Origin of the sequence: Streptomyces sp. NPDC048254, assembly GCF_043201895.1 — a bacterium.
Lineage (GTDB): Bacteria > Actinomycetota > Actinomycetes > Streptomycetales > Streptomycetaceae > Streptomyces.
The window spans coordinates 53,026-76,787 of the sequence record NZ_JBICZJ010000021.1; the positions used below are offsets into that span (position 1 = coordinate 53,026).

19 protein-coding genes are annotated in these 23,762 nt (G+C 69.9%); 7 read left to right on the top strand and 12 right to left on the bottom strand.

The annotated features are described in order from the left end of the window. Positions 1–41: 41 nt before the first annotated feature. From ACGFZQ_RS41750 to ACGFZQ_RS41775, 6 genes are all read left to right on the top strand, one after another. The gene (locus ACGFZQ_RS41750) at positions 42–1,064 is read left to right on the top strand and encodes a methyltransferase domain-containing protein (protein WP_393844811.1); all 1,023 of its coding nucleotides are present in this window, start codon (positions 42–44) and stop codon (positions 1,062–1,064) included. Beyond that, complete coding sequence (gene speB, locus ACGFZQ_RS41755) at positions 1,061–2,044, top strand: agmatinase (protein ID WP_393844812.1); 984 nt, start codon at positions 1,061–1,063, stop codon at positions 2,042–2,044. Before ACGFZQ_RS41750 ends, speB begins: the two co-directional genes overlap by 4 nt. Beyond that, positions 2,041–3,183, top strand: coding sequence for an aminotransferase class I/II-fold pyridoxal phosphate-dependent enzyme (locus ACGFZQ_RS41760; RefSeq protein ID WP_393844813.1), 1,143 nt, complete (start codon positions 2,041–2,043; stop codon positions 3,181–3,183). Before speB ends, ACGFZQ_RS41760 begins: the two co-directional genes overlap by 4 nt. Then, positions 3,183–4,175: an NADP-dependent oxidoreductase gene (locus tag ACGFZQ_RS41765; protein WP_393844814.1), complete on the top strand. Its 993-nt coding sequence runs from the start codon at positions 3,183–3,185 to the stop codon at positions 4,173–4,175. The genes ACGFZQ_RS41760 and ACGFZQ_RS41765 overlap by 1 nt, the downstream gene beginning before the upstream one ends. Before the next feature lie 93 nt (positions 4,176–4,268). Then, a complete protein-coding gene (locus ACGFZQ_RS41770; protein ID WP_393844945.1) occupies positions 4,269–5,600 on the top strand; it encodes a DUF6002 family protein in 1,332 nt (443 codons plus the stop codon). Between the two features lie 92 nt (positions 5,601–5,692). Further along, positions 5,693–6,925, top strand: coding sequence for a hypothetical protein (locus tag ACGFZQ_RS41775; RefSeq protein WP_393844815.1), 1,233 nt, complete (start codon positions 5,693–5,695; stop codon positions 6,923–6,925). A 737-nt stretch (positions 6,926–7,662) separates the two neighbouring features. Here the strand turns inward: ACGFZQ_RS41775 and ACGFZQ_RS41780 are convergent. Then, positions 7,663–8,778: a hypothetical protein gene (locus tag ACGFZQ_RS41780; protein ID WP_393844816.1), complete on the bottom strand. Its 1,116-nt coding sequence runs from the start codon at positions 8,776–8,778 to the stop codon at positions 7,663–7,665. Positions 8,779–8,931: 153 nt separating this feature from the next. On the opposite strand from ACGFZQ_RS41780, the gene ACGFZQ_RS41785 reads away from it, so the two are divergent. Continuing rightward, complete coding sequence (locus tag ACGFZQ_RS41785) at positions 8,932–10,092, top strand: hypothetical protein (RefSeq protein ID WP_393844817.1); 1,161 nt, start codon at positions 8,932–8,934, stop codon at positions 10,090–10,092. A 103-nt stretch (positions 10,093–10,195) separates the two neighbouring features. Here ACGFZQ_RS41785 and ACGFZQ_RS41790 read toward each other — a convergent pair whose 3' ends face one another. The 11 genes from ACGFZQ_RS41790 to ACGFZQ_RS41840 form a co-directional block, all read right to left on the bottom strand. Beyond that, the gene (locus ACGFZQ_RS41790; protein ID WP_393844818.1) at positions 10,196–10,405 is read right to left on the bottom strand and encodes a hypothetical protein; all 210 of its coding nucleotides are present in this window, start codon (positions 10,403–10,405) and stop codon (positions 10,196–10,198) included. A gap of 77 nt (positions 10,406–10,482) precedes the next feature. Next, on the bottom strand, positions 10,483–11,727 hold the full coding sequence (locus tag ACGFZQ_RS41795; RefSeq protein WP_393844819.1) for an MFS transporter: 1,245 nt from the start codon (positions 11,725–11,727) through the stop codon (positions 10,483–10,485). After that, on the bottom strand, positions 11,727–12,824 hold the full coding sequence (locus ACGFZQ_RS41800; protein WP_393844820.1) for an NAD(P)-dependent oxidoreductase: 1,098 nt from the start codon (positions 12,822–12,824) through the stop codon (positions 11,727–11,729). Before ACGFZQ_RS41800 ends, ACGFZQ_RS41795 begins: the two co-directional genes overlap by 1 nt. Beyond that, positions 12,821–14,161, bottom strand: a complete 1,341-nt coding sequence (locus ACGFZQ_RS41805; protein WP_393844821.1) for an acetyl-CoA carboxylase biotin carboxylase subunit family protein — start codon at positions 14,159–14,161, stop codon at positions 12,821–12,823. Before ACGFZQ_RS41805 ends, ACGFZQ_RS41800 begins: the two co-directional genes overlap by 4 nt. Before the next feature lie 4 nt (positions 14,162–14,165). Then, on the bottom strand, positions 14,166–15,623 hold the full coding sequence (locus ACGFZQ_RS41810) for a flavin monoamine oxidase family protein (protein ID WP_393844822.1): 1,458 nt from the start codon (positions 15,621–15,623) through the stop codon (positions 14,166–14,168). Continuing rightward, a complete protein-coding gene (locus tag ACGFZQ_RS41815; RefSeq protein ID WP_393844823.1) occupies positions 15,620–17,047 on the bottom strand; it encodes an AMP-binding protein in 1,428 nt (475 codons plus the stop codon). The genes ACGFZQ_RS41810 and ACGFZQ_RS41815 overlap by 4 nt, the downstream gene beginning before the upstream one ends. After that, a complete protein-coding gene (locus tag ACGFZQ_RS41820; RefSeq protein WP_393844824.1) occupies positions 17,044–18,228 on the bottom strand; it encodes a hypothetical protein in 1,185 nt (394 codons plus the stop codon). Before ACGFZQ_RS41820 ends, ACGFZQ_RS41815 begins: the two co-directional genes overlap by 4 nt. 59 nt (positions 18,229–18,287) lie before the next feature. Further along, positions 18,288–19,736, bottom strand: coding sequence for a phosphopantetheine-binding protein (locus ACGFZQ_RS41825; RefSeq protein WP_393844825.1), 1,449 nt, complete (start codon positions 19,734–19,736; stop codon positions 18,288–18,290). Next, the gene (locus ACGFZQ_RS41830) at positions 19,733–20,890 is read right to left on the bottom strand and encodes an NAD/NADP octopine/nopaline dehydrogenase family protein (RefSeq protein ID WP_393844826.1); all 1,158 of its coding nucleotides are present in this window, start codon (positions 20,888–20,890) and stop codon (positions 19,733–19,735) included. The genes ACGFZQ_RS41825 and ACGFZQ_RS41830 overlap by 4 nt, the downstream gene beginning before the upstream one ends. Continuing rightward, a complete protein-coding gene (locus ACGFZQ_RS41835; RefSeq protein ID WP_393844827.1) occupies positions 20,883–21,782 on the bottom strand; it encodes a TauD/TfdA family dioxygenase in 900 nt (299 codons plus the stop codon). Before ACGFZQ_RS41835 ends, ACGFZQ_RS41830 begins: the two co-directional genes overlap by 8 nt. 184 nt (positions 21,783–21,966) lie before the next feature. Continuing rightward, complete coding sequence (locus ACGFZQ_RS41840; RefSeq protein WP_393844828.1) at positions 21,967–23,187, bottom strand: argininosuccinate synthase-related protein; 1,221 nt, start codon at positions 23,185–23,187, stop codon at positions 21,967–21,969. Positions 23,188–23,762 lie beyond the last annotated feature (575 nt).

Below are 23,762 nucleotides of genomic sequence, written 5' to 3' on the forward strand. Positions count from 1 at the left end.
ACCATCACACGCACCCTTAGGCGCGCACCAAGGAGTCGGCCATGCCCATTCAGGAAAGCAAGCTCGTCGCCGCGCTGGAGCCGTTCCACGGATTCGTGCTGGCCAATGTGATCTTCACCCTGCAGCACAGTGGGCTGGAGGCCGACCTCGACCGCGGCACCACGGCCGCGCAGCTGGCTGAGACGCACGGTCTCGACCGCGCCCGGCTCGACGCGTTCCTCGACTACCTCGTCGCGGCCGGACTGGTCCGGCGCGGCGAGGACGGCGTGCTCACCCGCACCGTGTACGGCCGCTCCTTCGACGAGGCCCGGCCCTGGTACGAGATGATGGTCGGCGGCTACGGCGTCACCTTCCGCGGCCTCGGCGAGAGCCTGGCCGCGGGCAGTGCTCCGACGCCGCGGGTCGGCGGCCTGGTCGGCAGCGGCAGCTGCGGGATGAGCATGCACGACTCGATCCCGCTGCTGCGCCTGCTGCTCGCCGACTCCGGTCGCGAGTACCACCACCTGGTGGACCTCGGCTGCGGCAGCGGCGTGTACCTCACCGAACTCTGCCGTGACTACCCCGAGCTGACGGCCGTGGGCATCGAGCCCGACGAGAACGGCGCGAAGGCGGCGCGCGAGTGGGTCGCCTCGCAGGGCTTCACCGATCGCATCACGGTCGAGCAGACCGGCGCGCTGGACTGGCTGGCTGCCGTCTCGGAGAAGCCCGACCTCGCGGTGCTGGGCTTCGTGATCCACGAGGTGCTCGGCCAGGAGGGCGAGGAGGGCGTGCGGCGGCTGCTCGATTCCCTGTTCGACGCCTCGCCGGATCTCGACCTCGCCATCGTCGACATCGACCTCGGCTCCGGTGACGAGCAGCGGATGAGCCACCCGCTGGCGCAGCGCTACTACAACGCCTACTTCCTCATGCACCCGTTCACCAGCCAGCGCCTTGAGACCGCCGAGTGGTGGGAGCGCTTCTTCGAGTCCTGCGGTCTGCGCGTGGTGGCGCGCCGACTGACCGACCCGGCCATGGACTCGACCGGCTTCGAGATCGGCTGGCTGCTGCGCAAGGCCGACCGATGAGCCAGCACTACCGTCCCCGCGACAGCATGACGAAGCCGCGGATTGCCTCGGGACCGCGCACGTTCATGCGGCTGCCCTGGGTGGACGATCCGGTCGCCGACGAGGGCCGGGTGGACGTGGCGGTGATCGGCGTGCCGACGGACTCGGCCGTCTCCTACCGCTCCGGCGCCCGCTTCGGTCCCGAGGCGATCCGGTCCGCGAGCATCCTGCTGCGCGACCACAACCCGGCCACCGGCGTCGACGTCACCCGTGAACTGTCGATGGTCGACGCGGGCGACGCCCCGGTGGTACCCGGCTACCACGAGCTGACCCTCAGTCGGCTAGAGGAGTTCCTCACTCCCTACTACCGAGCGGGCATCGTTCCGCTCGTGCTCGGCGGTGACCACAGCCTGACCATCGCCGAGATGCGTGCCATGGCCGCCGTACACGGGCAGATCGCGGTCGTCCACTTCGACGCCCACGGCGACGTGCTCGACGACTACTACGGCGTCAAGCACTTCCACGGCACGATGTTCCGCCGCGCCGTGGAGGAAGGAGTCGTCGATCCCTCCTTCAGCATCCAGCTAGGCATGCGTGGGTCCGTCCATCCCGACGACGTCGGCTCCGGTGAGGCTCTCGGCTACGACGTCGTGCCCTGGCCCGAACTGGCCTCGACCGCGCCCGAGGAGGTGGGACGGCGGATCGCCGCGCGGGTGCGCGACCGCAAGGTCCTGGTCTCCTTCGACATCGACTTCCTCGACCCCGCCTATGCGCCCGGTACCGGCACCCCGGAGGTCGGCGGCCCGAGTTCGTATCAGGCGCTGCAACTGCTGCGCGCGCTCGGACCGCTCGACTACGTCGGCTTCGACATCGTCGAGGTGGCACCGGCTTACGACCACGCGGACATAACCAGCCACGCCGCCTCGGTGATCGCGTTCGAGCTGCTCGGACAGCTCGCACTGCGGCGCCGGGCGACAGCAGCCGAAGGACTTTCGATATGACCGGCCATCAGGAGAAACCCGGCAACCTGACCATCCTTGAGACGCTCGCCCTGCGCGGCGGTCTCAACGTCTCCGACGGTCACCCCAGGATGCCGCTCACCGAACCGCAGCGGAGGATCGTCGAGCAGCTCGCCGAGCTGTTCGACGAGGCGGACAAGCTGCCGTTCGAGGAGATCGAAAGGGAAGCCCAGACGGTCTTCCTGCACGGGATCGGTCAGCAGGGTGCGCCGGTGGGCACCGGCCGTCTGCTCAGCTGCTACTCCTCCTCGGTCGCGATGGACATCGTCGCGCGCACTCTTGCCGAGCGCGGCGGCCGGGTCGCCCTGGTGCACCCCACCTTCGACAACATCCCCGACCTGCTCAAGGCGCGCGGCATCGAGCTCGTGCCGGTCGCCGAGGAGGAGTTCGAGCGCGGAATGCCGCAGCTGCCGGACGACGTCCGGGCGGTCTTCATCACCACGCCGAACAACCCGACCGGCTGGGTCCTGCCGGAGCAGGCACTCGCCGTGATCGCCAAGCACTGCGCCGAGACCGGGCGCGTGCTCGTCCTCGACACCTGCTTCCGTGCCCAGGACCCCCGCGCCCAGTACGACACCTACCGGGTGCTCCAGGAGACGGGCGTCCAGTGGGCGGTGATCGAGGACACCGGCAAGCTCTGGCCGGTCCTGGAGCTCAAGGCGGGCTTCCTGGCGTGGAGCGAGGGCATCGAGCTCGACCTGGTCGACGCCTTCAGTGACGTGTTGCTGTCGGTCTCCCCGGTGATCCTCCGACTGATCTCGCGTCTCGCGGAGGACGCGGTGGACGGCGGCTACGCGGACCTGCACGCCTTGGTGCAGCGCAACCGCGAGCTCCTCGCGGAGACCCTCGAAGGCACCGGTCTGTCGCTCGCGGACGCCGACGCGCGCATCAGCGTCGCCCGCGTCGTGCTGCCCGAGGGCATGGTGGACGCCCAGGCGTTCTACGAGGCGATGCTCGAGCACAACGTGCACGTCCTGCCGTGCTCGCCGTTCCACTGGGCGCGGCGCGACGAGGGACTGCGCCACTTCCGCGTCGCCCTGGCGCGCAGCGAGGAGGAGGTCAGCCAGGCCGGCCACGCCATCGCCCACGTCGCGCTCGGGCTCGCGGGGGAGCAGGTCTGATGAAGCCCGGCCACGAGATCAGACTTCGCAGGCGCCCGGTCGGCATGCCGACCCCGGGGGACTTCGAGCTCGTCGAGACGCGTGTTCCAGCGCCGGCCGAGGGGCAACTCCTGGTCGCCAACGGCTACATGTCCGTGGACCCCTACATGCTCAGCCGGATGGACGAGGCGATGGTGCACATGGCCCCTTTCGCCGTCGGTGCGGCGCTGGACGGGGCAGCGGTGGGGCAGGTGCTCGAGTCCCGCTCGGAGCGGTTCCGCGAGGGCGACATCGTGGTCCATGGGCTCGGCTGGCGCGATCTCGCTCTCGTGGACGCTGGGAACGCGCGCGCGGTGAGCGGCGCGTTCCCCGTCTCCGCCCACCTCGGAGTGTTGGGCATGCCCGGCTTCACCGCGTGGACCGGGCTGCGCCTCGGCGGCCTGCGCGCACAGGAGACGGTGTACGTGTCATCGGCGGCGGGCGCGGTCGGCTCCGCGGTCGGGCAGTGGGTGAAACGGTCCGGCGGAACGGTCATCGGCAGCGCCGGCTCGGCCGCCAAGGCCACGCGGCTGGTCGAGGAGTTCGGCTTCGACCATGCCTTCGACTACCACGAGGAGGACGTTGGCGAGGCCCTGGCGCGTCGCGCGCCCGAGGGGATCGACCTGTACTTCGACAATGTCGGCGGCCGACATCTCGAAGCCGCGATCGACGCGTTGCGGCCACACGGCCGCATCATCGCCTGCGGCATGATCGCGCACGTCGAGCGGGACCTGCCGGGCCCGGCCAACCTGCCGCTCATCGTGGGCAAGCGCCTGTCCGTGCGGGGCTTCGTCATCAGCGAACACGAGGACCTGCGTGCGGAGTTCCTCGCGACGGCCGAGCCGCTGCTCGCGGAGGGAACTCTCCGCTCGGCCGAGACGGTCTTCCGCGGGCTGGACCGGGCCCCCGAGGCCCTGCTCTGCCTGTTCGACAAGACGGCCGAGAACTTCGGCAAGGCCGTCGTCGAGCTCTGACATCCCAGGTCGTTCCTGCCCTGCCGCGCCGAGGCGGCGATTCCCGACTAGACCTTGGAAGTGCGTGTGACCAGCATCCAGACCAGCTCCGGCGTGGGTTTGACCATCGCCGACCCACTGCACCGGTACCACCGGCGGCTTGAAAACGTCGCCCGGCAAATGGAGTCAGCCGCCGTGGCCACCCGCGCCGGCTTCGAGCCCGCCTTCGCCGTGCCCGACCCCGAGGACCCGCTGTGGAGCGCGTTCTTCGGCGCCACGCCGCTGCGCTACCTGAGGCTCCCGTCCTACCGGGGCCACCGCTTCGACCTGCTCGACCTGATGGGTACCCCGGGCACCCGGACCACGAAGTCGCTGGCCTCCAACACGATCATGGCCCGGGCCATTCTGCACGCGCGCTCCAGCGGCAGGCCGCTGACCATCGTCACGCCGACCTCCGGCAACAAGGGAACAGCGCTTCGCGACGCCCTCGCCAGGGCGCAGGCACTGGCACTGCCCGGCTCCGAGCTGGTGCGCGTGGTCATGATCGTGCCGAGTGCCTCGGCGGGCAAGCTGAGGCTCTGCTCCGCCGACGAGGACGCGTCCTTCACCCGGAACAACCCCGTGGCCGTCGCTGAGGTCTCCAGCGGAGCCGAGCTCAAGGAGATGGTCTTCAAGGTCACCGAGCAGCTCGACCGCCGCGACGTCGACCACTGGTACACCCTCGCGCTCGACAACTACCGTCTCGCCGACACCATGCGGGCCTTCGTCGAGTACGACGCCATCGCGGCGGGCGTCGCCCCGGCCGAAGGTGCGCGGCTTCACGCCCACGCCGTCTCCAGCGCATACGGGCTCCTCGGCTATGAACTCGGCCGTGAGGCGCTGCGCGCCGACTCCGCGCCGCTGCCCGAGGGCGGGTACTTCCTGGTGCAACACCTCGGCGCCCCGGACATGGTGCTCCACCAGCGCACCCGCCAGGACGGTCCGCCCAGGTACACCCGCACCGAGCCGGACGGGCCGTTCGTCCAGCACAGCGACCCGGACTTCCCCTTCGAGACCGACGACCCGGAGGAGGTGCTGGACGCGACCTTCTACACCCGCAACCCTCCGACGGCCCCGGCGATGACGGAGCTGATCCGCGGCCGCTTCGGCGGCGGCATCGTGGTCTCCCGGCGAGAATGCGTCGCCCGCTTCGCCGAGGTCCGCGAGTTCCTCGGTGAACTCGACCTGCTGCCGCAGGACACCGCGGAGTTGCGCGAGTGGTCGCTGCTGATGGTGCTCACCGGCGTCTTCAACGCGATCGACCGCGGCCTCGTGCGGACCCCGCACATCGTGCTGCACGCTTCCGGCTCCTACTGGGATGCCGCCGTGCCGCCGCTGCCGGCCGACCGGTGCGTCCAGATCGATGGTCCCGCGGCGCTGCTCGACCTGATCGAGACCGCCTCGTGACGGGCGCTCCGGAAGAGGACCATGCCGCCGGAATGATCATGGTGCCTCCGCCGCACGGGCCCGAGGAGATCGTCCGGAGACTGCAGGAGGGGATGAGCGAGCTGCCGTTCTACTGGCAGCCGCAGATTCCCCTGACACCGGTCGTCATGGCGGCCGCCGCCTACGACGAGATCGTGCGGGCCGCCCAGGCGCTGGCCGACCTGCTCAAGCGGGCGGTGTGGCGCCTGGGCGATACTCCGGTCGCACGCAACCGGCGGCTGGGCATGCCGGAGGAGTTCGAGCCCCTGTACGGGGCGCCCGAATACGAGCACGCCTACGCCGACTGGCAGTACCGGCCGGATGTCCTGCTCACCGCGGAGGGCCCCCGGTTCATCGAGTTCAACGTGAGCGCCGCGACCGGCGGGATGCCGCACACCCACGCACTGCAGCGCACCTGGCTGGACATCTACGCCGACGCCGGGCTGCGCTGCTCGAGCCCCTTCGCCGCCCGTACCGCGGCGCTGGAAAGGCTGTGTGCCCGCCTCGGCCTCGAACGCAGCGTGGCGATCCTCCGCGAGCCGAGGCCGGATCCGGCGGAGCAGGCCGTCTACGACACCCAGGTCTCGCATCTGCTCCGGCACGGCTTCAAGGCCGAGCACCTGCTGGTCGACGATCTCGCCGTGCGGGCCGCGGAGAACGGCCGGTTCGGGATCGTGCTCAAGCAGTTCGTGGCGCTGGACCGGCTCCACGACGGCTCCGGGCTCGAGGCCGTGGTCGGTGCCCGGGCCGGCGGCGCACTCACCCTGGCCCCCCACTCCTCGTACCAGCTCGCGAACAAGCAGATGCTCGCACTGCTTTCGGAGGGCCTGCCGTGGATGAGCTCCCGCGAGCGGGAACTGGTGCGCCGGTACGTCCCGTGGAGTCGGCTCGTCCGTGACGGTCCGGTCGACTACCGGGGCAGGACCCGCGCCACCGCCGGCCTGCTGGCCGCGGAGCAGGAGTCGTTCGTGCTCAAGAACGGCGTGGGCGACTCCGGGCGGCAGGTCGTGATCGGCCGGCTGACACAGCCCGCGCAGTGGGTGGATGCCTGCGCGCAGGCCATCGACGAGGGCACCTGGATCGTCCAGGAGTACCACGAGTCGCTGAGCATGCCGATGCGACTGTGGGACGTCGCGTCCGAGTCCGTCGTCGAGACGGCGCTGTCCGGCGTGATCAGCCCGTACGTGGTGGACGGTCAGGACGGCGGCTGCATGGTCCGCTACGACCTCGCCGACGCGAAGGGGCTCGTCACCATCGCCCAGTCCACCGTCCGTTTCAACACGCTTGTGGTTTCCCCCCGCCGATGACCGCGGCGTGCGCGCAGGACAGCACAACGAAGAAGAGCCGGACCGAAGAACCACCGAGTGACCGCTGGAGGGACCGTCCCATGCCGTCGGAGACACCCTGGTCGGCCCGACGGCCGGGAGCCCGAGCTGATCAAGATGTTGGGAGGGCTGCAAGCGTGGCAGGGGCCACGGACCTCGTGGACGGCCGCGAGCACGTGGTGATGCTCGACCAGTCCGGGTGCGGCCGGTCGCGCCGTCCCGACGGGAGTCCGTTCCTGCCCCTCGCCCGCCACCGGGTGACCGCGCTGGTGCCACCCCACCGGACACACCTGCCGGAAGGCTGCGCCGAGAGCGTGCTCCCGATCGCCGACTTCGAGGACACCGAGTCCCAGGTCGGCGCGCTGTCGCGGGGCCCGGCCGTGCATCGGGTGGGCGCCGTTTCGGAGACCCTGCTGCTTCCCGCGGCGCGGCTGCGGATGCGGGAGCGGCTGAACGTGCCCGGCCCAGTCCTCGCGCAGGTCCCGCAGGTGCGCGACAAGGCGGGCATGAAGCGCCACCTCGCCGCACACGGCGTGCGTGTGCCGGCCTTCACGGAGATCCCACGACCCCTGGACGCACCGGACTTCTGCGCGGGTCGCCGCTACGAGGCGGAGGAGTTCGTCAAGGACACCCTGTTCCACATCGACAGCCTGGTCGAGGCCGGACGGGCCCGGGTCGCCGTCCCGGGCCGCAGACGCTGTGGCCTCGCAGGGCCGGGGTCAGGAATGACGGCCCGTCACTCCGGCCATGGCAGCCGAACCGCCGGAGGGGTCCGCGTCCCTTCTCAGCTTCTCCCGAAGGTCGCCGAACTCCCCGATCACCTCGTCGATCGCCGTGACCGGGAAGCCCTCCGCGCGGTCCGCCAACCACGATCCCAGCGCCAAAGCGGCTTGCTCCGGGAAGCACACCTGCTCCCCGTCGACGCTCACGCCGTCATGGACCGCCCACAGCGCGTTCCACTGCGCGGCCTGCTCCTGGGACACACCGGCCGGCAGGTCCAGCCGGACCGCTCCATGCCGGACCAGTACGGGGTATCCGCCGGCGAGCCCGAGCGGGCCCGGCACATGCGCGCGGATCTCGACCCCCGTGACCAGAGCGTGCAGGAGACGTCCCGCGGCGGCGCCGGCCACGCGCGAGAGCTCCGTGCGGGCGCAGGTGCGTTGACCGGCCAGCCGCACCGTGACGTCCGACAGGCGCTCGTCCTCCAGGAACGCCACGGCCTCGAGCTCCTCCGCGACCGTTCCCAGGTGCAGGTGGTGCGCCAGGACACGGACCGAGTCCCGCTCGTTCGGGCCGAAGCTCGCGCGGAGTGACTCCGCGATGGTGGAGATGTTCCCGATGCCGCACAACGGCGTGAGACCGAGCGCGGCCAGCAGCGGATTGACGGCGTCCGGGAAGCAGCCGTTGACCATCCAGGCATCGGATCCGGTCGCCCGCAGAGCCCTGGCCGCACGCAGCGCTAGGGCGCTCTGCAGCGGCAGGCTCAGCCCGAACCCGCCCTCGGCCAGCAGCGAAGTCCACGCGGAAGGAGCCGCGTTGCGCTCCCAGGGCGACTGCAACGAGGCGCAGACGACCACGCCGACGGGCCGGTGGTGCGCGACGGCCTCCGCGAACTGCTCGACGTCGCTGTCCGGCGCGCACCACGGCTCGACGGTCACCGGGCGCCCCGCCGCCGCGGCGGCGGCCCGCGCCAGATACGCGGTCTCGTCCGTGCGCGCCCGGTCCCTGCCCACGACGACCAGACGCAACCCGGGACCACCGACGGTCGCCAAGCCGCAGCACACGGACCGGGCGAGCGCCCCGGAGCCGATGATCATCAAGGTCTCAGTGGTCATGGAAGTCCTTCCATGGAGCGCCGGTTGTGGTCGGTCCTGGCTGGGGCCCGGCCCCGTTGACGCGGTACCGCGGCCCTGGAAGATCGCGGGCGATTGTAGTCTGTTCCGCACGTTCAGCACGGGGGTGCGGCCGAGCGAGATCCTGGGGTTGGCGTGCCTGAAGTGATCTACCGTCGCAGTCGGGGCAGGGCCTACGGCCGCGACTTCGGACTGCTCTGTGTCGCGTTCAAGGCGTCGATGGGCTATCTGGAGCCGTATCTGCGCACCGCGGCGTTCGGGGGGTCTCCGGTCTCCGTCCGCGAGGGGGCGGTGCCGTCCGGCTCTGGCTCGGTGTCCGATCTGCTCTCCGCCATCCCCGTGGATCCGGAGGACGATCTGATCGCCGTGGTCTGCCCCGCCGACCCACGCGGCGGTGTCGGTGACCCCGGCGTGCCGCCCCTGGTGCTGCCCGGCGACGTGGTCCTCCCGTTACGCGTCCACCTCGTCGCCCACCTGACGCCGCCGGCCGCCTCGGCCCCGGGCGCCTCCGACCCGACCACCCCGGCCGGAGCCATCTCGGCCCAGGAGCGCAAGCGCCAACGGCGCCGGGTGCGCGCGTGGGGCTACACCTCCGCGATATCGCACGATCCGGCCGACTTCGAGTTCTTCTACGAGCGCATGCACCTTCCCACCATGGATGTCCGGCACGGCGCGCACGCCAGGTCGACGGGGAAGGCGGCGGCCTTCGACTCCCTGTTCCGCCAGGGATTCCTCTTCCAGGTCCTGGCCGACGACGGGCGCCCGGTGGCCGCGGTCCTGTGTCATGTCGACACGGACGTCTGCAACGCGCGACTGGTCGGATGGCTCGACGGGGACCCGATCCACCTGGAGCGGGAGGCACTCAAGACGGCCAACCACTTCCTGCTCGACTGGGCCCGTGACGCGGGGTTCTCCCGCGTCGACTTCCAGGGTTGTGAACCCTTCCTGCGCAAGGGCACCTTCCAGAGCAAGCGTCACCTGGGCACCACCGCGGAGATCCCCCGAGGCGAGCTGGGCGAGTCGAGGATCCTGCTGCGCTGCGGGCGGGACAGCGCTCCGCTGCGTGACTTCCTCGCGGCCCATCCGGTGATCGCCGTCGACGCCACCCGTGCCTTGGAGCCGGTCTACTTCACCGACCACGCCCGTCCACCGCGCCTCGACATCCCTCACTCATGCCACGGGCTGCGCGGGGCGCGCATGGTCGACCTCGACGTCTTCGCCTCCGCCGGGTCCGCGCGGGACGGTGCCCGATCCTCCGTGTTCTCCGCACAACCGCATGAGGGACTGACTCCGTGACAGACCTGACGAAGTGGTAGAAGGCGAAGTCCGCGTCCGCGGACTCGCCGCTGCGCGTGCGCAACGTCCGCATCCGCCTCTTCGCCGGGCTTCATCCCGCGCTTCACCAGCGTGATGAAGCCCCGTCAACGGCGTGCGCGTGCTCGGTCTGCTGCGGACGCTGACCACCGTTCTCGTCTTCGTCATGCTCGTCGGCGTCAAGAGGGCGTCCGAGCGGCTCCCGCAGTCGATCCGGCTGACCGCTGGGCTCGGCGTTCACGGTGAGGTACGTGGTCTTGGCCGTCGCGCTCAACCCGTGGCTGCTCGTCGCCATGGCCGTGACGCTGCCGTGAGCTGCCGACCGCGCGCGGTGGTGAAACGGGGACCACCTAGGAAACACGAGCGGTGCGGTCAGACGGCAGCCGCGCGTTCACCGGCTTCCCGGGACCGCAGCAGAGCGGTGGCGCGCAGGTAAAGGAGTGCACACGCCCACACTGCGGCCGCAACTACGAACCAGCCCGTCGCGGCGGGGCGCAGCGCGACCGCGAGCAGCAGTGCCGGGCCGACAGCTTCTCCGACCGCACACGCGAAGGTGAAGAGCGACGAGGTACGGCTCAGATGACTCGCCATCTCCGGAGCGAAGAGCAGCTCGGTGGTGGCCGCGGAGAACAACACTTCGGCCAGGGAGACCAGCACGACAGCCAGCCAAACGATGACGAGTGAGAGCGGCCCCGACACCCGGGCGCTCGCTCCGGCCGTCGTCAGGCCCGCTCCCAGCGTCACGCCCGCCAGCACCATCACTGCTTCCGGCCGGTCCCGCCGGTCGACCATACGGCCCACCGGCACCTGCAGGACGATCACGATGACCGCGTTCGTGGCCACCAGGATGCCCACCGGCCACGCGTCGTGCGGATAGGTGTACCGAGAGATCCACAGCGGAACGGCGTAGGTGAGCACAGGAGTCATCAGGGAGAAGACCGCACTCACCGCCAGGAAGACGGCCAGCCTTGGGCGGACCAGCAGCCGCCACACGGACAGGGCATGAGAGGTGGCCTGCCCCTCCTCGGTGTGGGTGGGCCCGGGCCGCTCCGGCCCCGCCGCCGGAACACCTGACGCCACCAGACCGGCGCAGGCGAGGCAGGACACCGCGTTGACAGCCATGCAGGCGACCGCACCCCGCGGGACGTCCCAGGCCAGCGCGGCGGCGGCGACGCTGCTGCCGAGCACGATTCCGGTGTTGGCCAGGCTCCGGAGCTTGGCGCGATAGATCTTGGTGTCGGTCTGGGCGATGTCCCGGATGACGACGTTGCGCGCCGACCCCCCCACCGCCGAAAACAGGCCGTAGACGATCAGACACCCAGTGATCACAACCGGCGACGACACGGTCAGGAGTGCCGCCGTGGCCAGCCCGCTCACGACCTTGGTGGAGACGTACGTCGTCCTGCCGCCGAGCCGGTCGATCACGGAGGCGAAGGGGAGCGCGCCGAACTTGCCGCCCAGCGTGCTGACGAGAATGCAGGCAGCCGCGACCGCTGCCGAGACGTCTCTTGTCTGGACGAGGAAGACCGTCAGGCCGGCAATGTAGGCGCCGCTTCCCGACATGTTGACAAGCGTCGCCCAGCCGAGGGCGCGCCTCGGGGTCACCCAGCCCGGCATCAGCTCGGACCACCGCTCAACAGCCCTGTCTCCTTCAGGAAGCGTTCGAGCTCCTCCAGGAGGCGGTGTGACGCCGCCTGCAACGCGGACCGGGTCATGCCCGCAACATGAGGGGACAGAGTGCAGTGAGGGTTGTCCGAGAGGACCGAGGAGAAGCCGGGCCCCTCCACCTCGAAGACGTCCACCGCGGCTCGCCGGGGTCCGGAGGCAGGGTTTCGCAGCGCCTGGTCCAGGGCCTCCTCACGCACCACGCTCGCCCTGGCCGTGTTGATCAGGATCGAGTTCGGCCGCATCAGCCGCAGTTCTTCCGCCCCGATGAGACCGTCGGTCTGCGGGGTGGCCGGCACGTGAACCGACACCACGTCACAGCCGGTCAGCAGCTCGGCGAGGGACTCCGCCCGCCGACCGGGCCACCCGACCGCCCGTTCCTGGGTGAAGCGCGGCGACCCGAAGACCCACACCTCGGCACCGAACGCGCGTACCAGCTGGGCGACCCGCCGGGCGATCGCCCCGGAGCCCACAAGCCCCACCCGCGCGTCCGCGAGGCTGCCTGCGGGCAGGTCCTCGACTGCCGCGCTCCACGAGCCCGCGCGCAGGGCGTCCGACCGCCGTGAAACGCCCCGCAGCGTGTCGAGGATGAGGGCCACGGTCAGTTCGGCCACTGCGGCCGCGTTGGCTCCCGGTGTCGTCCGGATCGCGACTCCCAGGCGCTGTGCCGCCGCCCGGTCGAAGGTGTCGAATCCGGCAGCGGCCCGCCCGACCAGTGCCAGGCGCCGGCGCAGACCGTCCTGCGTCGCCCGCTCCAGCACCGCCTCGGTGAGCGGAATTCCGGCCCGGCACTTCAGAGCGTGATAGCCGCGCCCCTCGTCCTCCAGGCGCCGGGCCAGCTCCTCCTCGGAGAACCCGTCGAAGTCCACCGTCTCCCAGGCGGCCTCGATCCGGGCACGGAGCGCGGCGTCCGCCACTCGTCGGAGGTTGACCGTCGGCACCAGGCCGAGGTCCATGAAGGCGGTCAGTTCCGTCAACGCCTGGTCACCCAGCGCCGGGTCCACGACGAGAATCCGGCCCGGTGCGTGGTGATCCAGCGTCGTGCTCATATGTCCTGCCCCTGTCCGTCGTGCCCTGGGCCGGCCGAGAAAGGCCGGTATCGCAGATCATCCCGCCCGAGCATCTCGCTCTGGAAGTCGCGCATGTGGCGGGGGGACGTGTTCGGGCTCACCACCGCACCCTTCACGAAGGCCGACTCCACCTGGTCGAGGCGGATGTCGAGCTCGGCCGCCGTGGGCGCGCTCACCAGCATCGCCGCCGCCGGCTGGTACAGCGAACTCGACGGGCCGCTGTAAGTGGCACCCAGATAGGTGTAGTAGCGGACGTACTCCACGCCGTCCAGGGCGGCCAGCTCCTCGGCCCGGGGCAAGTCGAGGACCACGCCGGAGGGAAGCTTGGGGTGGACCGATCCCACCTCGCGGGCTGGTTCGGTCGGCGTGGCCTTCGGCTGCTCGTCCAGGCAGAGGGCCACGGACGCCGCGGCCAGCGAGGTGGACCGGGAGATCCGCACCTCCTCCTCGTTGAACGGTCCGCCGCGCCGGGCGGCGCATTCGCTGAACATCAGCCGCCCGTCGAGGAGCCGGAAGAACTCCAGGTGGAAGACCCCGTTGCGCAGGCCGAGGGCGGTCAGTGCGTCGGCGGCCAGCCGATCGGCCTCGGCGGCCAGGCCGGGGTGTGTGGTTTCCGTGCAGCGGCAGACCCGCAAGGACGCTCCGGCCTCGACGGCCTCCAGGCAGGTCCGCGCGTAGCGGCCCACCGAGCTGAATCCGATCACGCCGTCGTGCACCCAGCCGTCGAGGCAGAACTCTTCGCCTGTGACGAACTGCTCGACCTGCAGGCCCTTGTACGCCGTCCCGGAGGGGAAGAACGAGGCGACGGCCTTCCGGAAGGCCTCGGGGTCGTCGACCCGCACCGTGGCTTCGGTTCCCACTCCGGCGACCGGCTTGAGCACGAGCGGATATCCGAGTTGTGCGACGTCGGCCGGCGTCGGCGGGGTCCAGAACACCTGGGACCGCGTCACGGGCACACCTGCCTGGGCGAGCCGCTGCTTCTGCAGGTACTTGTCGCGCATCAGCACGGCCACGTCGGTACCCGGCCCGGGCACCCCTGCCGCCTGCGCCAGGCCGGCCGTCATCACCACGGCAAGTTCGTAATTGGTGTAGATCCCGTCGAAGTCGCCCAGGGAGAGCCCAGCGTGGGCGAGGCCGCTGAGTACCGCCTCGGTGTCGGTCTGGTCCGCGACCGGGACCTGCCGTACCTCCTCGGGGAAGGTGAGTACTCCGTTGCGTATCGCGCTGGCGTTCCGGACGGCAATGACCTCCAGACCACGTGCGACACAGGCTTCCGCGAAGTACCTGTCCGAACCGATGAGCAACACCGATGTCACGGCCCTACTTCCTTTCACTTGCGTTCTCGATCGTTCTCAGCAATGCCTCTCCCGCTGAGGAGAAAGCCCCGGCCATCCAGGCGGTGAGCGGGCTCAGCCAGTCCCCGGCGAACTGGATCCGGCCCAGGCCCTGCTGCAGCCGGCGGAAGGCCGGATGCTCGTAGCCGGGCCAGTTCACCCAGGCCCCGTGGACATGCGGAACTCGTGACCACGACACCGAGTGGACCGCCACCGGCTCCGTGGCCGCCGACACTCCGGGATGGAGCGCGGCGATCCGGTCGACGACCATCCGATGCCGGGTCTCCTCGTCCACGGCGTCCAGCGCACGAGCGTTGTCCTTGAGGCAGTAGGCGGTGAGGATGCCGCCCGGTCCGTGCCAGGCCGCGCTCGGATACCACAGGCGGTCGACCGGCGAATCGGGGTACGACGTGCCGCCGTAGATGCCCAGCTCGTGCTCCCACCACCGTTGGGCGTAGGCGACGAACGCCTTCACAGCGGGTCGCGGCTCGGGTACCTCCAGCGCGGTACGGAGATCGGTGGGGAAGTCCTCGACCACGTAGGCGAGCTGGTGTGGCGGTAGCGCCAGGATGACGTGGTCGTACGTCTCGTGCCGTGCTCCCTCCGGGGTGGCGAAGCCGAGTCGGATGCCGTCTCGCGTGGTGACGACCGAGCTGAGCCGGTGGCACAGATGCCGCTGGGCGGCGGGAAGGCGCTCGGCGAGTCGGGAGACCAGCACGTCGCTGCCGCCGACGATGCGGAACAGGGTGGTCGACTTCAGTGCCGACAGGTCGGCCAGCAGGGACCGGGCGGGGGCGCCGTCCACGAGAAGCCGTGCCTCCCACGGCTCCCGGCCGACGGCCGGGGGCGCCGTCGGATCCCCTACGTCGCTCAGGGCGCCCAAGGCGCGCCGGGTGCGGTGCGGTGCCTGATCCGCGGCGCCGTCCGCCACGAGGTGCGGGAAGGCGTCCGCTACGTCCGGGCGCACAGCGGCGCGAAGCACCTCCTGCCACCAGTCCCGCTGGCGCAGCACCTGGGAGCCGGTGCCCTGACCCACCTGCAGCAGGGCGTCGTCGTTGCGGGTGACCAGGGGGGCGATCGGAATGTCGAGCAGGCGCAGGTACTCCATGGTCACCATGTGCGGGTGGACGCGGGTGGCGCCGGCCTCTACCAGCTGGCCGTCCGGCAGGGTGACTCTGCGGGTCGGATCGTCCGGCAGCGGGTCGCCGTGACGCAGGGTCAGAACGCGTCCGCCGAAGCGCTCCGCGGCCTCGTAGAGGTCCGCGTGGACGCCCATCCCGGCCAGCACGAAGGCGGTGGTGAGGCCGGCGAGACCGCCGCCGACAACCCCGATACGCTTCCCCTGGAGGCGCTCGGCGCCGGGCGCCCCGGCCACGTCGGCGGGAAGGACCCAGTCGGTGCGGGAGGCCGGCTCGATCCTTCCGATCGTCTGCTGCATGGTCATCGGGCCGTCCTCACGGTCGGCTGCGGGGCCTGCGAGGCCGCCGTCTCACGCAGGAGTCGCCGGTCCACCTTCCCCGCGGTGGTGAGCGGAAGCTCGCCCACTCTGCGCAATTGCTGGGGCACGGCGTACGACGGCAGGGTGCGGCGCATGTGCTCACGCAGCTCACGTACCGGGATGCTCTCGTCCGAGACATACAGGGCGGCCAGCCGGACGGAGCCCTCGTCGGAACCCGGCAGGACAAAAGCGGCGCACTGACGCACCGCGGGGTGGCTCTCGACCGCGGACTCGATCTCGGTCAGCTCCAGGCGGTAGCCGTTGACCTTCACCTGGTGGTCGACCCGTCCCGCGACATGGACCCTTCCGTCGCCGGCGACCCATCCGCGGTCCCCCGTGCGGTAGGCGCGGCCGTGCTCGGGCAGTTCGACGAATCGGCCCTCGTCGTCAGCGGGGCGCACATAGCCGGCCGCGAGCCCGCGCCCGGCGAGGACGAGCTCGGCCGGGTGCTGTGCGTCGGCTCCGGGGGCGAGCACATCGGTGCCGCCGAAGGGCAGGCCGACCGAGTCGAGGGCGTGCGGGGTCAGGGTGTGGAAGGTGCACCAGATGACGGCCTCGGTCGGGCCGTAGAAGTTCCGTACGATCCCGAACCGGTCGACCAGCCGCCCGGCGAGCCGTGTGTCCAGCGCCTCGCCCCCGCACCACACTTCCAGGTCCGCAGGGAGCCCGACGTCGAATGCCTCGATCAGCTTGAAGAAACTCGGCGTCCCCTGCATGTGGGTGGCCCCGTGCCGGGCGATGAAATCGGCGAAGCCCCGGGGATCGGCCCTCAGCGGCGGTGGGCAGACGACCGTACCGCCGACCAGGAGCGGGAGCAGCAGCTCGATCAGCGAGATATCGAAGGAGATGGAGGTGTTGAGGACGAACCTGACGGTCCCGTCGTCGGCCAGGAGAGGCGTCAGCGATACGAGCCGCTCCTCGAGCATGGCCTCTTCGACCATGACGCCCTTGGGCAGACCGGTGGAGCCGGAGGTGAAGATGACGTATCCCAGTCCCGGCCGGGGCGCCGCCGTACCCGTGCCGTAGATGGCGGCGACGCGTGGCTTCTGGTCGTCACCCACCTCCACCAGGGCCGCGGCACCGGCCTCGGACACGACGAGGTCGATGCGGTGGGCCGGCCAGCGCTCGTCCACCGGTAGGTACGTCCGGCCGGTGGCCAGGCACGCCAGCAGGCAGGTCAGGGTGCCGTAGGCCCGTTGCCCGGAGACGGCGACCACGTGGTCGCGCGGGGCCAGGGCCTCGATCGTCCGGGACAGGTCGGCGACGTCTGAGAGCAGGTCACCGTAGGTGTGCTCGCCGTCGGCTCCGCTGTAGGCGGGACGGTCAGGCCGGGCTGCGGCGAGCTCGGCGACGCGGGTCCACAGGGTCATGCGAGGTTTCCGTAGCTGAAGCGGGCGGACGAGATGACGTGTGCGTGCGATCGGTCGATCCCTGCCCGGAGCGCCTGAGCGTCCGGTGCTGTCACGAGGAGTTCGCACAGGGCGTTGAGCGTTCCGTCACGGGGGTCGAACCGGGTGCCGGCGCGGCGCCGCCGGGCCACGGTGACCCCCGGGTGATCGCGCAGCAGGCCGCGGTAGTCCGGCGGGGCGTCGACCGTCAGGGCACCCTCCGGCGGGTGTACGAGGATGTAGCTGGCATGGCTCCGTAGTTCCGGCAGGTGTGATTCGCCTCCCGAGACGGCGTCGAGTACCGCGCCGATGAGGTCCCCGTCCTTCGAGACCGCCTTGACCATGACGTGCAGGTGGCCACCCAGCCGGGGATTGACCTCGATCAGCTGGAAGCCCTGCGCCGTGTGCACGAATTCGATGTGGAAGGCCGGCCACATGCCCTGCCACAACGCGGCGATGGCGCCGGCCCAGGATTCCAGGGCGGCGCGCTCCTCCGCGCCGATCCGAGACGGCACCAGGGAACCGGTCTCGCCGTAGTTGGCCGCCTGCTTCCTACGGTCCGCGGGCAGGAACACGGTCCCCTGGATGCCGTGGATGACGTCGACGGCGAGATAGGAGGCGTACCAGTTCCGGTGCTCGCCGAAGGGGAGGTGCTCGTGGAACTCCTCGGCGTACAGCTCGCCCGACGACAGGTCCAGGTCACGCTCGGCCGCGGCCCGCTGCCAGGACGGCAGGTCGCGGACGATCACCACGTCACGGCTTGAGACGCCCCGGCGGGGCTTGACCACAAGGGTGCCGACCTCCTGGAGCGCCGCGGCGACGTCGTCGTCCGAGGCGAGCTCCCACGCGCGGGTGTGCGACAGTCCGTGCTCGTTGAGCAGCACACGCATATCCAACTTGTCCTGCGGCCGCGGGGCGTCGGCGTTCTGCAGCCGGACCGTGGCCGCCATGCACTCGTAGGCGAATCGCTCGTCGAAGGTGAGGATCGTGTCCAGCCCGCGCTCGCGTCCCACGGCCACCAGGTCGTCACCGGCCACCTCCCAGTGTGCTCCCACCGAGTCGGCCAGGGCGGTGACCTCGGGCGCCGACGCGACGACCGCGGCGGGCACCAGTACGGGCAGCCTCCGGTCGCGGGCCTGGGTGAACAGGTCAGCGAAGGGCACCGACGGTGTAGTCCCCACCAGAAGCCCGATGTTCGGGCCGGCCCCGGCGGACGCCCCGCTCACTGTGCCACTCCCGCTCGGAGGGACTTGATGACGCCGGCGGCGACAGGAGAATCGGGACGGTACTTGATACCGAGCCGGACGCCACCGTCGATCCGGTCAGCGACGCAGCGCAGGTGATAAGGCGTGGTCGCGTCGGGCGACGACTGCGGGCCGAAGTCCATGTCGACAGGCAGGCAGTCGTGCACCGGCGCGTACAGCGTGCCGCGCAGCGAGCCACGGTAGTTGAGGTAGAGCGCGGCGGGCGTGGAGAGCAGGGCGGTGGCCGAGCCCCCGGTCACGAACGACTCGTTGTCCTGTTCGAACGTCTCCAGCGCGCGCAGGGCGTCGGGCACGGTCCAGGCTGCGTCGGATGGCAGCTCCAGCCTCCTGAGCTGGGAGAACCAGCCCACGGTGGTGGCCAGCGACGGCCAGCCCCGGATCGCGTCGCGGCCGTGCCAGGTCATGTCGACGCCGCGGGCGCGCGGGTCGGGCAGATGCCGGACCCCGCGGCTCATCGCCGCCAGGAGCGCAGGGGCGATCTCCCGGGACGTGAGGTCGCCGACCTCCAGGTGGACGGTCGTGTGCCGCAGCCCGCTGACGGGGAACGCCATCTCGTCGTCGTGGGGTGTCTCGGGTAGGACGACCTGTCGACTCACCGTCAGTTCGGCGAGTTGGGCCAGCCATGGTACGTAGTTGTCCTCGGGCGGGGCCGCGTCGGCCGGGTCGTGCAGGGCTGCGACGATGTCGTGCTGCAGCACGTCTGCGCTGTGACCGTCGGCGCAGAGGTGGTGGAACAGAAGGGTGAGCCCGATCGGGTTGCCTTCTTCCTCCCAGATGAGCGCGGCGGACACCTCACCGCGGGCGATGTCGAAACGGGTCCCTCGGTCCCGGACTGCGGCGTCGACGGGGCCGATGGCCTCGTGCCCTTTCACCGGCACGGCGACCACAGGGATGACGCGCTGGTCGGCGGGGAGCACCTGCTGCGTCCACTGGCCGTCGGCGAAGGCGAACCGGGCGGTGAGGGCAGGGTGGGCGAGGGCCAGAGTCCGGACCGCGTGGTTCACCCGTTCCCAGGTGGCGTGCTCGCAGAGCCGGACGGTGAGGTGGTCGTTGTGCCAGTTCCGGGTATCGCCGTCGGTGACCACCGTGAACAACTGGGTCGGCGTCAAGGGCAGTTCAGCCCCGGCCGACGTTTCGCGGGGCGCCGGCTGCGCGGCCGTGTCGGTCGGCTTGGCGTCGCCGACGAGTCGCACGAGCGAGTCCAGGGTCGGGGTGCGGAAGAAGTCCGAGATCTCGGCCACGAGCCCCTCGCGTTCGAGCCGGCCCAGCAGTTGGACGGCGCCCAGGCTGTCGCCGCCGAAGTCGAACCAGTCGTCGTTCGGCTCGGGGTCGTCGTACTCCAGGGCGGCGAGCCAGTGCGCCGCGACGGTGTCGCGGACGGTGGTCTCGGTCTGTTGCACGCTCATGAGTCTTCCTTGGTCGGGTACTTCGTGCGGTCGTCCAGCAGACGCCGTACCGCCTCGCCGTCCATGCCGCGGGCCGGCGGCGGGTACCGGTCGATGTCCGTGATGGCCAGGCCGATCCGGTCCAGCAGGTACGGCAGGGCGTCGGCGAACGCGCTGGTGGTGGGCATGGGTATGTTCTGGACCCGGGCCAGTTCCAGCATCGTGAACAGTGCGGGGATGTCCTCCCGCAGCGTGCGCGACAGCCGGAGGCTGCCGACGTCCGAGGGCGAGAGCGAGCGGTAGAGATCACGCGTCGCGGCCATGGTGGCGTAGAAGTTCGACCGGGGCTGGTGCCCGTACTGACGCCTGAGGATCTGGGGGAAGGTGTCGCTCTCGACACCGTACGCCCCGGCCAGCGCGACCCGCTCGGTGTCCATCGCGTCGAGTTGCTCGCCGAGGGTGGGGTCGATGCCCTCGCTGTAGTGCAGGTACCTCTCGCCGCGCGCGGTCCGCACCACGTTGCTGGGGTCCAGGGCGACGGCGGTGTGGATGTAGTAGCCGAGCGGGTCGAAGACGAGTTCGCTCGGAGTGCGCAGGGCGAACCTGCTCAGCCACCCCGGCTCACCCAGCGCGCGCGCAAGTGCCTCGAGCGGGAGCTTCGGGTCCTGCCCGTAATGGGCTGCACCGATCTGGTCCTTGCGCTTGTACTCGATGTGGCCACCCTGCGCCCGGCACCCGTAGAGCGAGTCCTCCACCAGGAGCACCTCCCAGGCGGCCGCGCGCGGATCCGCCAGGCGTTCGGCCAGCCACAGGGCGCCTCCCTGGCCGCCACGGATCATCACGATCGGCACCGGGCGGTGGGCCAGCAGCTCCAACAGCCGTGACACCACGGAGGACCGTACCTTGGGGATGTCCGGCACCGTGACCAGCACGCAGTCGGCGGCGGCCAGGGCTTCCGACACCGCCGGGTCGTCCCGGAGGAAGTCCGTGCGCCTGCTCGGAACGGTGTGGATCTCGTCCGTGAGGATGTCGCGCATGGTCAGCGGTACCTCGGCCGGGTCCGGCACCCTGGACGAGACCACACGCACGTCGGCGGTAGGGCGGGTCCGCCTCATGTCGGCGTACAACGTGAGCCCGACATGCCCGCCGCCCACGATCACCGTGCGGTCACTCATCGCCCAGCCGGACCATCAGGGATTCCCACTCGGGTCGGGCGTCGGGATGTGTCGCGTAGGCCCTGAACACCAAGCGGTCGCTTCGTCCGGTCTCCATCTGCTCGCGCCCGTGCAGGTAGTGGTCGTTGGGCACGACGAGGGCCTCGCCTTTCAGGATCGCGTGGCCGTGCTGGTCGCCGAGTTCGTCGGCCAGCGCCCCCAGCCGACGGCGGGCCGCGTCGAAGATCTCGAACTCGTCGGCGGGCAGGTCGGGGTCGGTGTTGATGGTGTCGAAGTGGTAGAGCACCCGCCACTGGTCACCGGTACGGACTAAGAGGGGGAACGTGAACCGGCGCGGTTCGGGCCAGGCCAGCTTCGTGCCGACGAGTGCGGTGTATCGAGGCTGCTGGAGGCGCGCCACGGTCTTGTGGTCCAGTCGTTCGACGATGGCATCGGCCGGCGCGAGCAGCGTGCGCGGTATCTCCCCCGACGCCTCGTGCGTGACCAGAACGATGAACCCGGGCCGGGACCTGTCGGTGATGAAGGGGAAGTCGTTGTGCATGCCCAGCCGCTCCGGCTGGGCGTTTTGCTCTCGCGACTGGGGGTTCGGGCGGATGTCGGTGAGCACGGACGCGTTGAAGTCCGCGTAGGCGGTCAGCCGGCCCACGCAGTCTGCCAGAAGCAGCGTCAGGATCTTCGTCTGTGCCACCATGTCGAACGTGGGCAGCCCCTGTATCAGGACAGCTTCCCAGGGCGCGTTGTATAACGCCTCGGCAAGGGCCGGGACAACGGTCCTTCCCTGTCTGAGCACCTGCTCGGCGAATCGCATGTCAGATTGCGAGGGGGTGTTGTCGAGGACCGAGTTCACGAAGGTCGCGATCTCTGTCGAGGTGCTGCGGTCAATGTCGAGCACGCGCAAGGGTGATCCTCCTTGTGTTATCGGCAAGTTGCGGGGCGCATCGGCAGGCCGCATGCCGCGCGGGGGACGGTAAGGGCCGGCGCCATGGGGCGGTGCGGCACAGGGCACTGTCGGCCGGACTGGAACTCGTGTCCGCCACGGAAGCGCGATCAGTCCGCGTCGGGCCGTGAGGCGGGAATCAGACCCCGGATACCGCGTTCTGCGCTTGAGCCGGCAAGAACCGGTGTACGGCGGATTCCGCCTCGATCGACTGCTTTTCCCAGCGCTCGCGGTCGCGGAGGTAGCGGGGGTGGGGAGCCTTGATCGCACGGGTGTCGGCCCCGCCTTGGCGTAGCTCCCACGTGACCGTCCCGGTGGTGCGCTCGGAACACGTGTTCATGAATGCCTGTACGGCACGCCGCAGGTCGCCGAACCAGCGGCCCTCGAGCGCCTCTCGCACCCAGAGCTGCTCCAGATGCTGCTTCTCCCTTAGGAGTTCGGCGTCCAGACACGCCGCCTCGACATGGCGGTAGGTACGCAGCAGGATCCAGGCTGCGGGCATTTCCCGGATTTCGAGGACTTTTTCTCCATTGTCCAGGTGCTCCAGCCCGGAGTACCTCCCTATGCCGTAGGCCCCCACACGATCGTTGAGTTCGGAAATCAGATCCACCAAGGGAATACGGCGACCGTCGACTGAAACCGGAATTCCTGATTCAATGCCGATCGAAATGCTGCACGGCTCGGTATCCTCCCTGGTCGCGCTCCATTGGAACAACGAGTCGGGAACGCGATGATTTTCCGGGTCATCGAGGATTCCGGATTCGAATTCTCGGCACCAGAGGTTCGAGTCGCCGCTGATAGCGCGATCCCGGAGCAGATCGATGCCCGCGGCAGCCAGGGCGGTCTGCTTGTCGGCACGGTCAACCGGCTCCATGTCGTACGGACTGCCGTACAGGCCGTCGTATTCCAGGACCTGCAGGGCACCATTGAGGCGGCGCAGCGTATTTTGAGACCTGTTCGCCGTGTGAAGGATGGCTTGTGCACCGAGGGATATGGAAAATTCGACGGCACGCTGAGCTATCAGAGGGCGGCTCAAGCTGGAACTGACTGGATGAAGGTTCAGATAGACCGCCTGAGCGGAGATGGCCGGGGCTACGAAATCCCTGGCGAATCGCTCTCGACAATCGAGGACGTGAAGCTTGGCGCCCAAAGCCTCGGCTACTTGTGTCTTCTGGTCGTGATTTTCGGCTTCGCCGACGTTGACACTGACCGCGTGAACATCGGTGAATCCCATGTCGCGGAGCCGGAGCAGGAGGTAGGCACTGTCGAGTCCACCGCTGAACAGGGTGACTGTAGGTGCATCTCGGTTGAGTTTGCATTCCACTTCGGCAAAGGAGCGAAGGGGAGATAAATTGGACACAAAGCACCTTCAACGTCGGTTGGTTGAAGCCGTGCATTACGGGTGATTTTCCGGAGAATTGGGCCGCGCCTGCAGCCCCGACAATTCGGCGACCGATCATACATACCTGTGACCAGAAAGCACTGTGATGCACGCCACAGTGTGGCGCTTGTGGGTAAATGTCGCACATGCTTCCGCGAGTCCGGGCACCTTCGACGATGATTTCCCATTCCGAATGATATCCGATGTCAACCGACATGCCAGAAGTGGAGGGACCAGCGCGCGGTTGGCGTTGTTTTTCGGAGAAAACTGCTGGAACCACCCCGAACGTGATCTCAGTTCGAACGAAGTTCGGTGGGCCCGCTACTGCTTCCGCCCGGCGCGGGTCCGGCTCCCTCCGGTTGTTGCTCGAGACCACGGGGCCCGCACGGCTTTCCAGAAAGGAAGGTGTGGCGCCCCGGGGCTGGGGGAGTCGGTCGCGTCGACGCCGGACGGCTGCCAGGACGGCCCGGCGAGGACCAGAAACAAACGCGCTGTAGATGCGGGGACCTGGTGGGCGCGCGAGTTCAGGTCATGGACCGCTACGGCAACACCCC

What these genes read in the sequence shown, in the direction of transcription:
- ACGFZQ_RS41750 (WP_393844811.1), top strand. Translation starts at nt 42, where the DNA reads ATGCCCATTCAGGAAAGCAAGCTCGTCGCCGCGCTGGAGCCGTTCCAC.
- speB (WP_393844812.1), top strand. Translation starts at nt 1,061, where the DNA reads ATGAGCCAGCACTACCGTCCCCGCGACAGCATGACGAAGCCGCGGATT.
- ACGFZQ_RS41760 (WP_393844813.1), top strand. Translation starts at nt 2,041, where the DNA reads ATGACCGGCCATCAGGAGAAACCCGGCAACCTGACCATCCTTGAGACG.
- ACGFZQ_RS41765 (WP_393844814.1), top strand. Translation starts at nt 3,183, where the DNA reads ATGAAGCCCGGCCACGAGATCAGACTTCGCAGGCGCCCGGTCGGCATG.
- ACGFZQ_RS41775 (WP_393844815.1), top strand. Translation starts at nt 5,693, where the DNA reads ATGAGCGAGCTGCCGTTCTACTGGCAGCCGCAGATTCCCCTGACACCG.
- ACGFZQ_RS41780 (WP_393844816.1), bottom strand. Translation starts at nt 8,778, where the DNA reads ATGACCACTGAGACCTTGATGATCATCGGCTCCGGGGCGCTCGCCCGG.
- ACGFZQ_RS41790 (WP_393844818.1), bottom strand. Translation starts at nt 10,405, where the DNA reads ATGGCGACGAGCAGCCACGGGTTGAGCGCGACGGCCAAGACCACGTAC.
- ACGFZQ_RS41795 (WP_393844819.1), bottom strand. Translation starts at nt 11,727, where the DNA reads ATGCCGGGCTGGGTGACCCCGAGGCGCGCCCTCGGCTGGGCGACGCTT.
- ACGFZQ_RS41800 (WP_393844820.1), bottom strand. Translation starts at nt 12,824, where the DNA reads ATGAGCACGACGCTGGATCACCACGCACCGGGCCGGATTCTCGTCGTG.
- ACGFZQ_RS41810 (WP_393844822.1), bottom strand. Translation starts at nt 15,623, where the DNA reads ATGACCATGCAGCAGACGATCGGAAGGATCGAGCCGGCCTCCCGCACC.
- ACGFZQ_RS41815 (WP_393844823.1), bottom strand. Translation starts at nt 17,047, where the DNA reads ATGACCCTGTGGACCCGCGTCGCCGAGCTCGCCGCAGCCCGGCCTGAC.
- ACGFZQ_RS41825 (WP_393844825.1), bottom strand. Translation starts at nt 19,736, where the DNA reads ATGAGCGTGCAACAGACCGAGACCACCGTCCGCGACACCGTCGCGGCG.
- ACGFZQ_RS41830 (WP_393844826.1), bottom strand. Translation starts at nt 20,890, where the DNA reads ATGAGTGACCGCACGGTGATCGTGGGCGGCGGGCATGTCGGGCTCACG.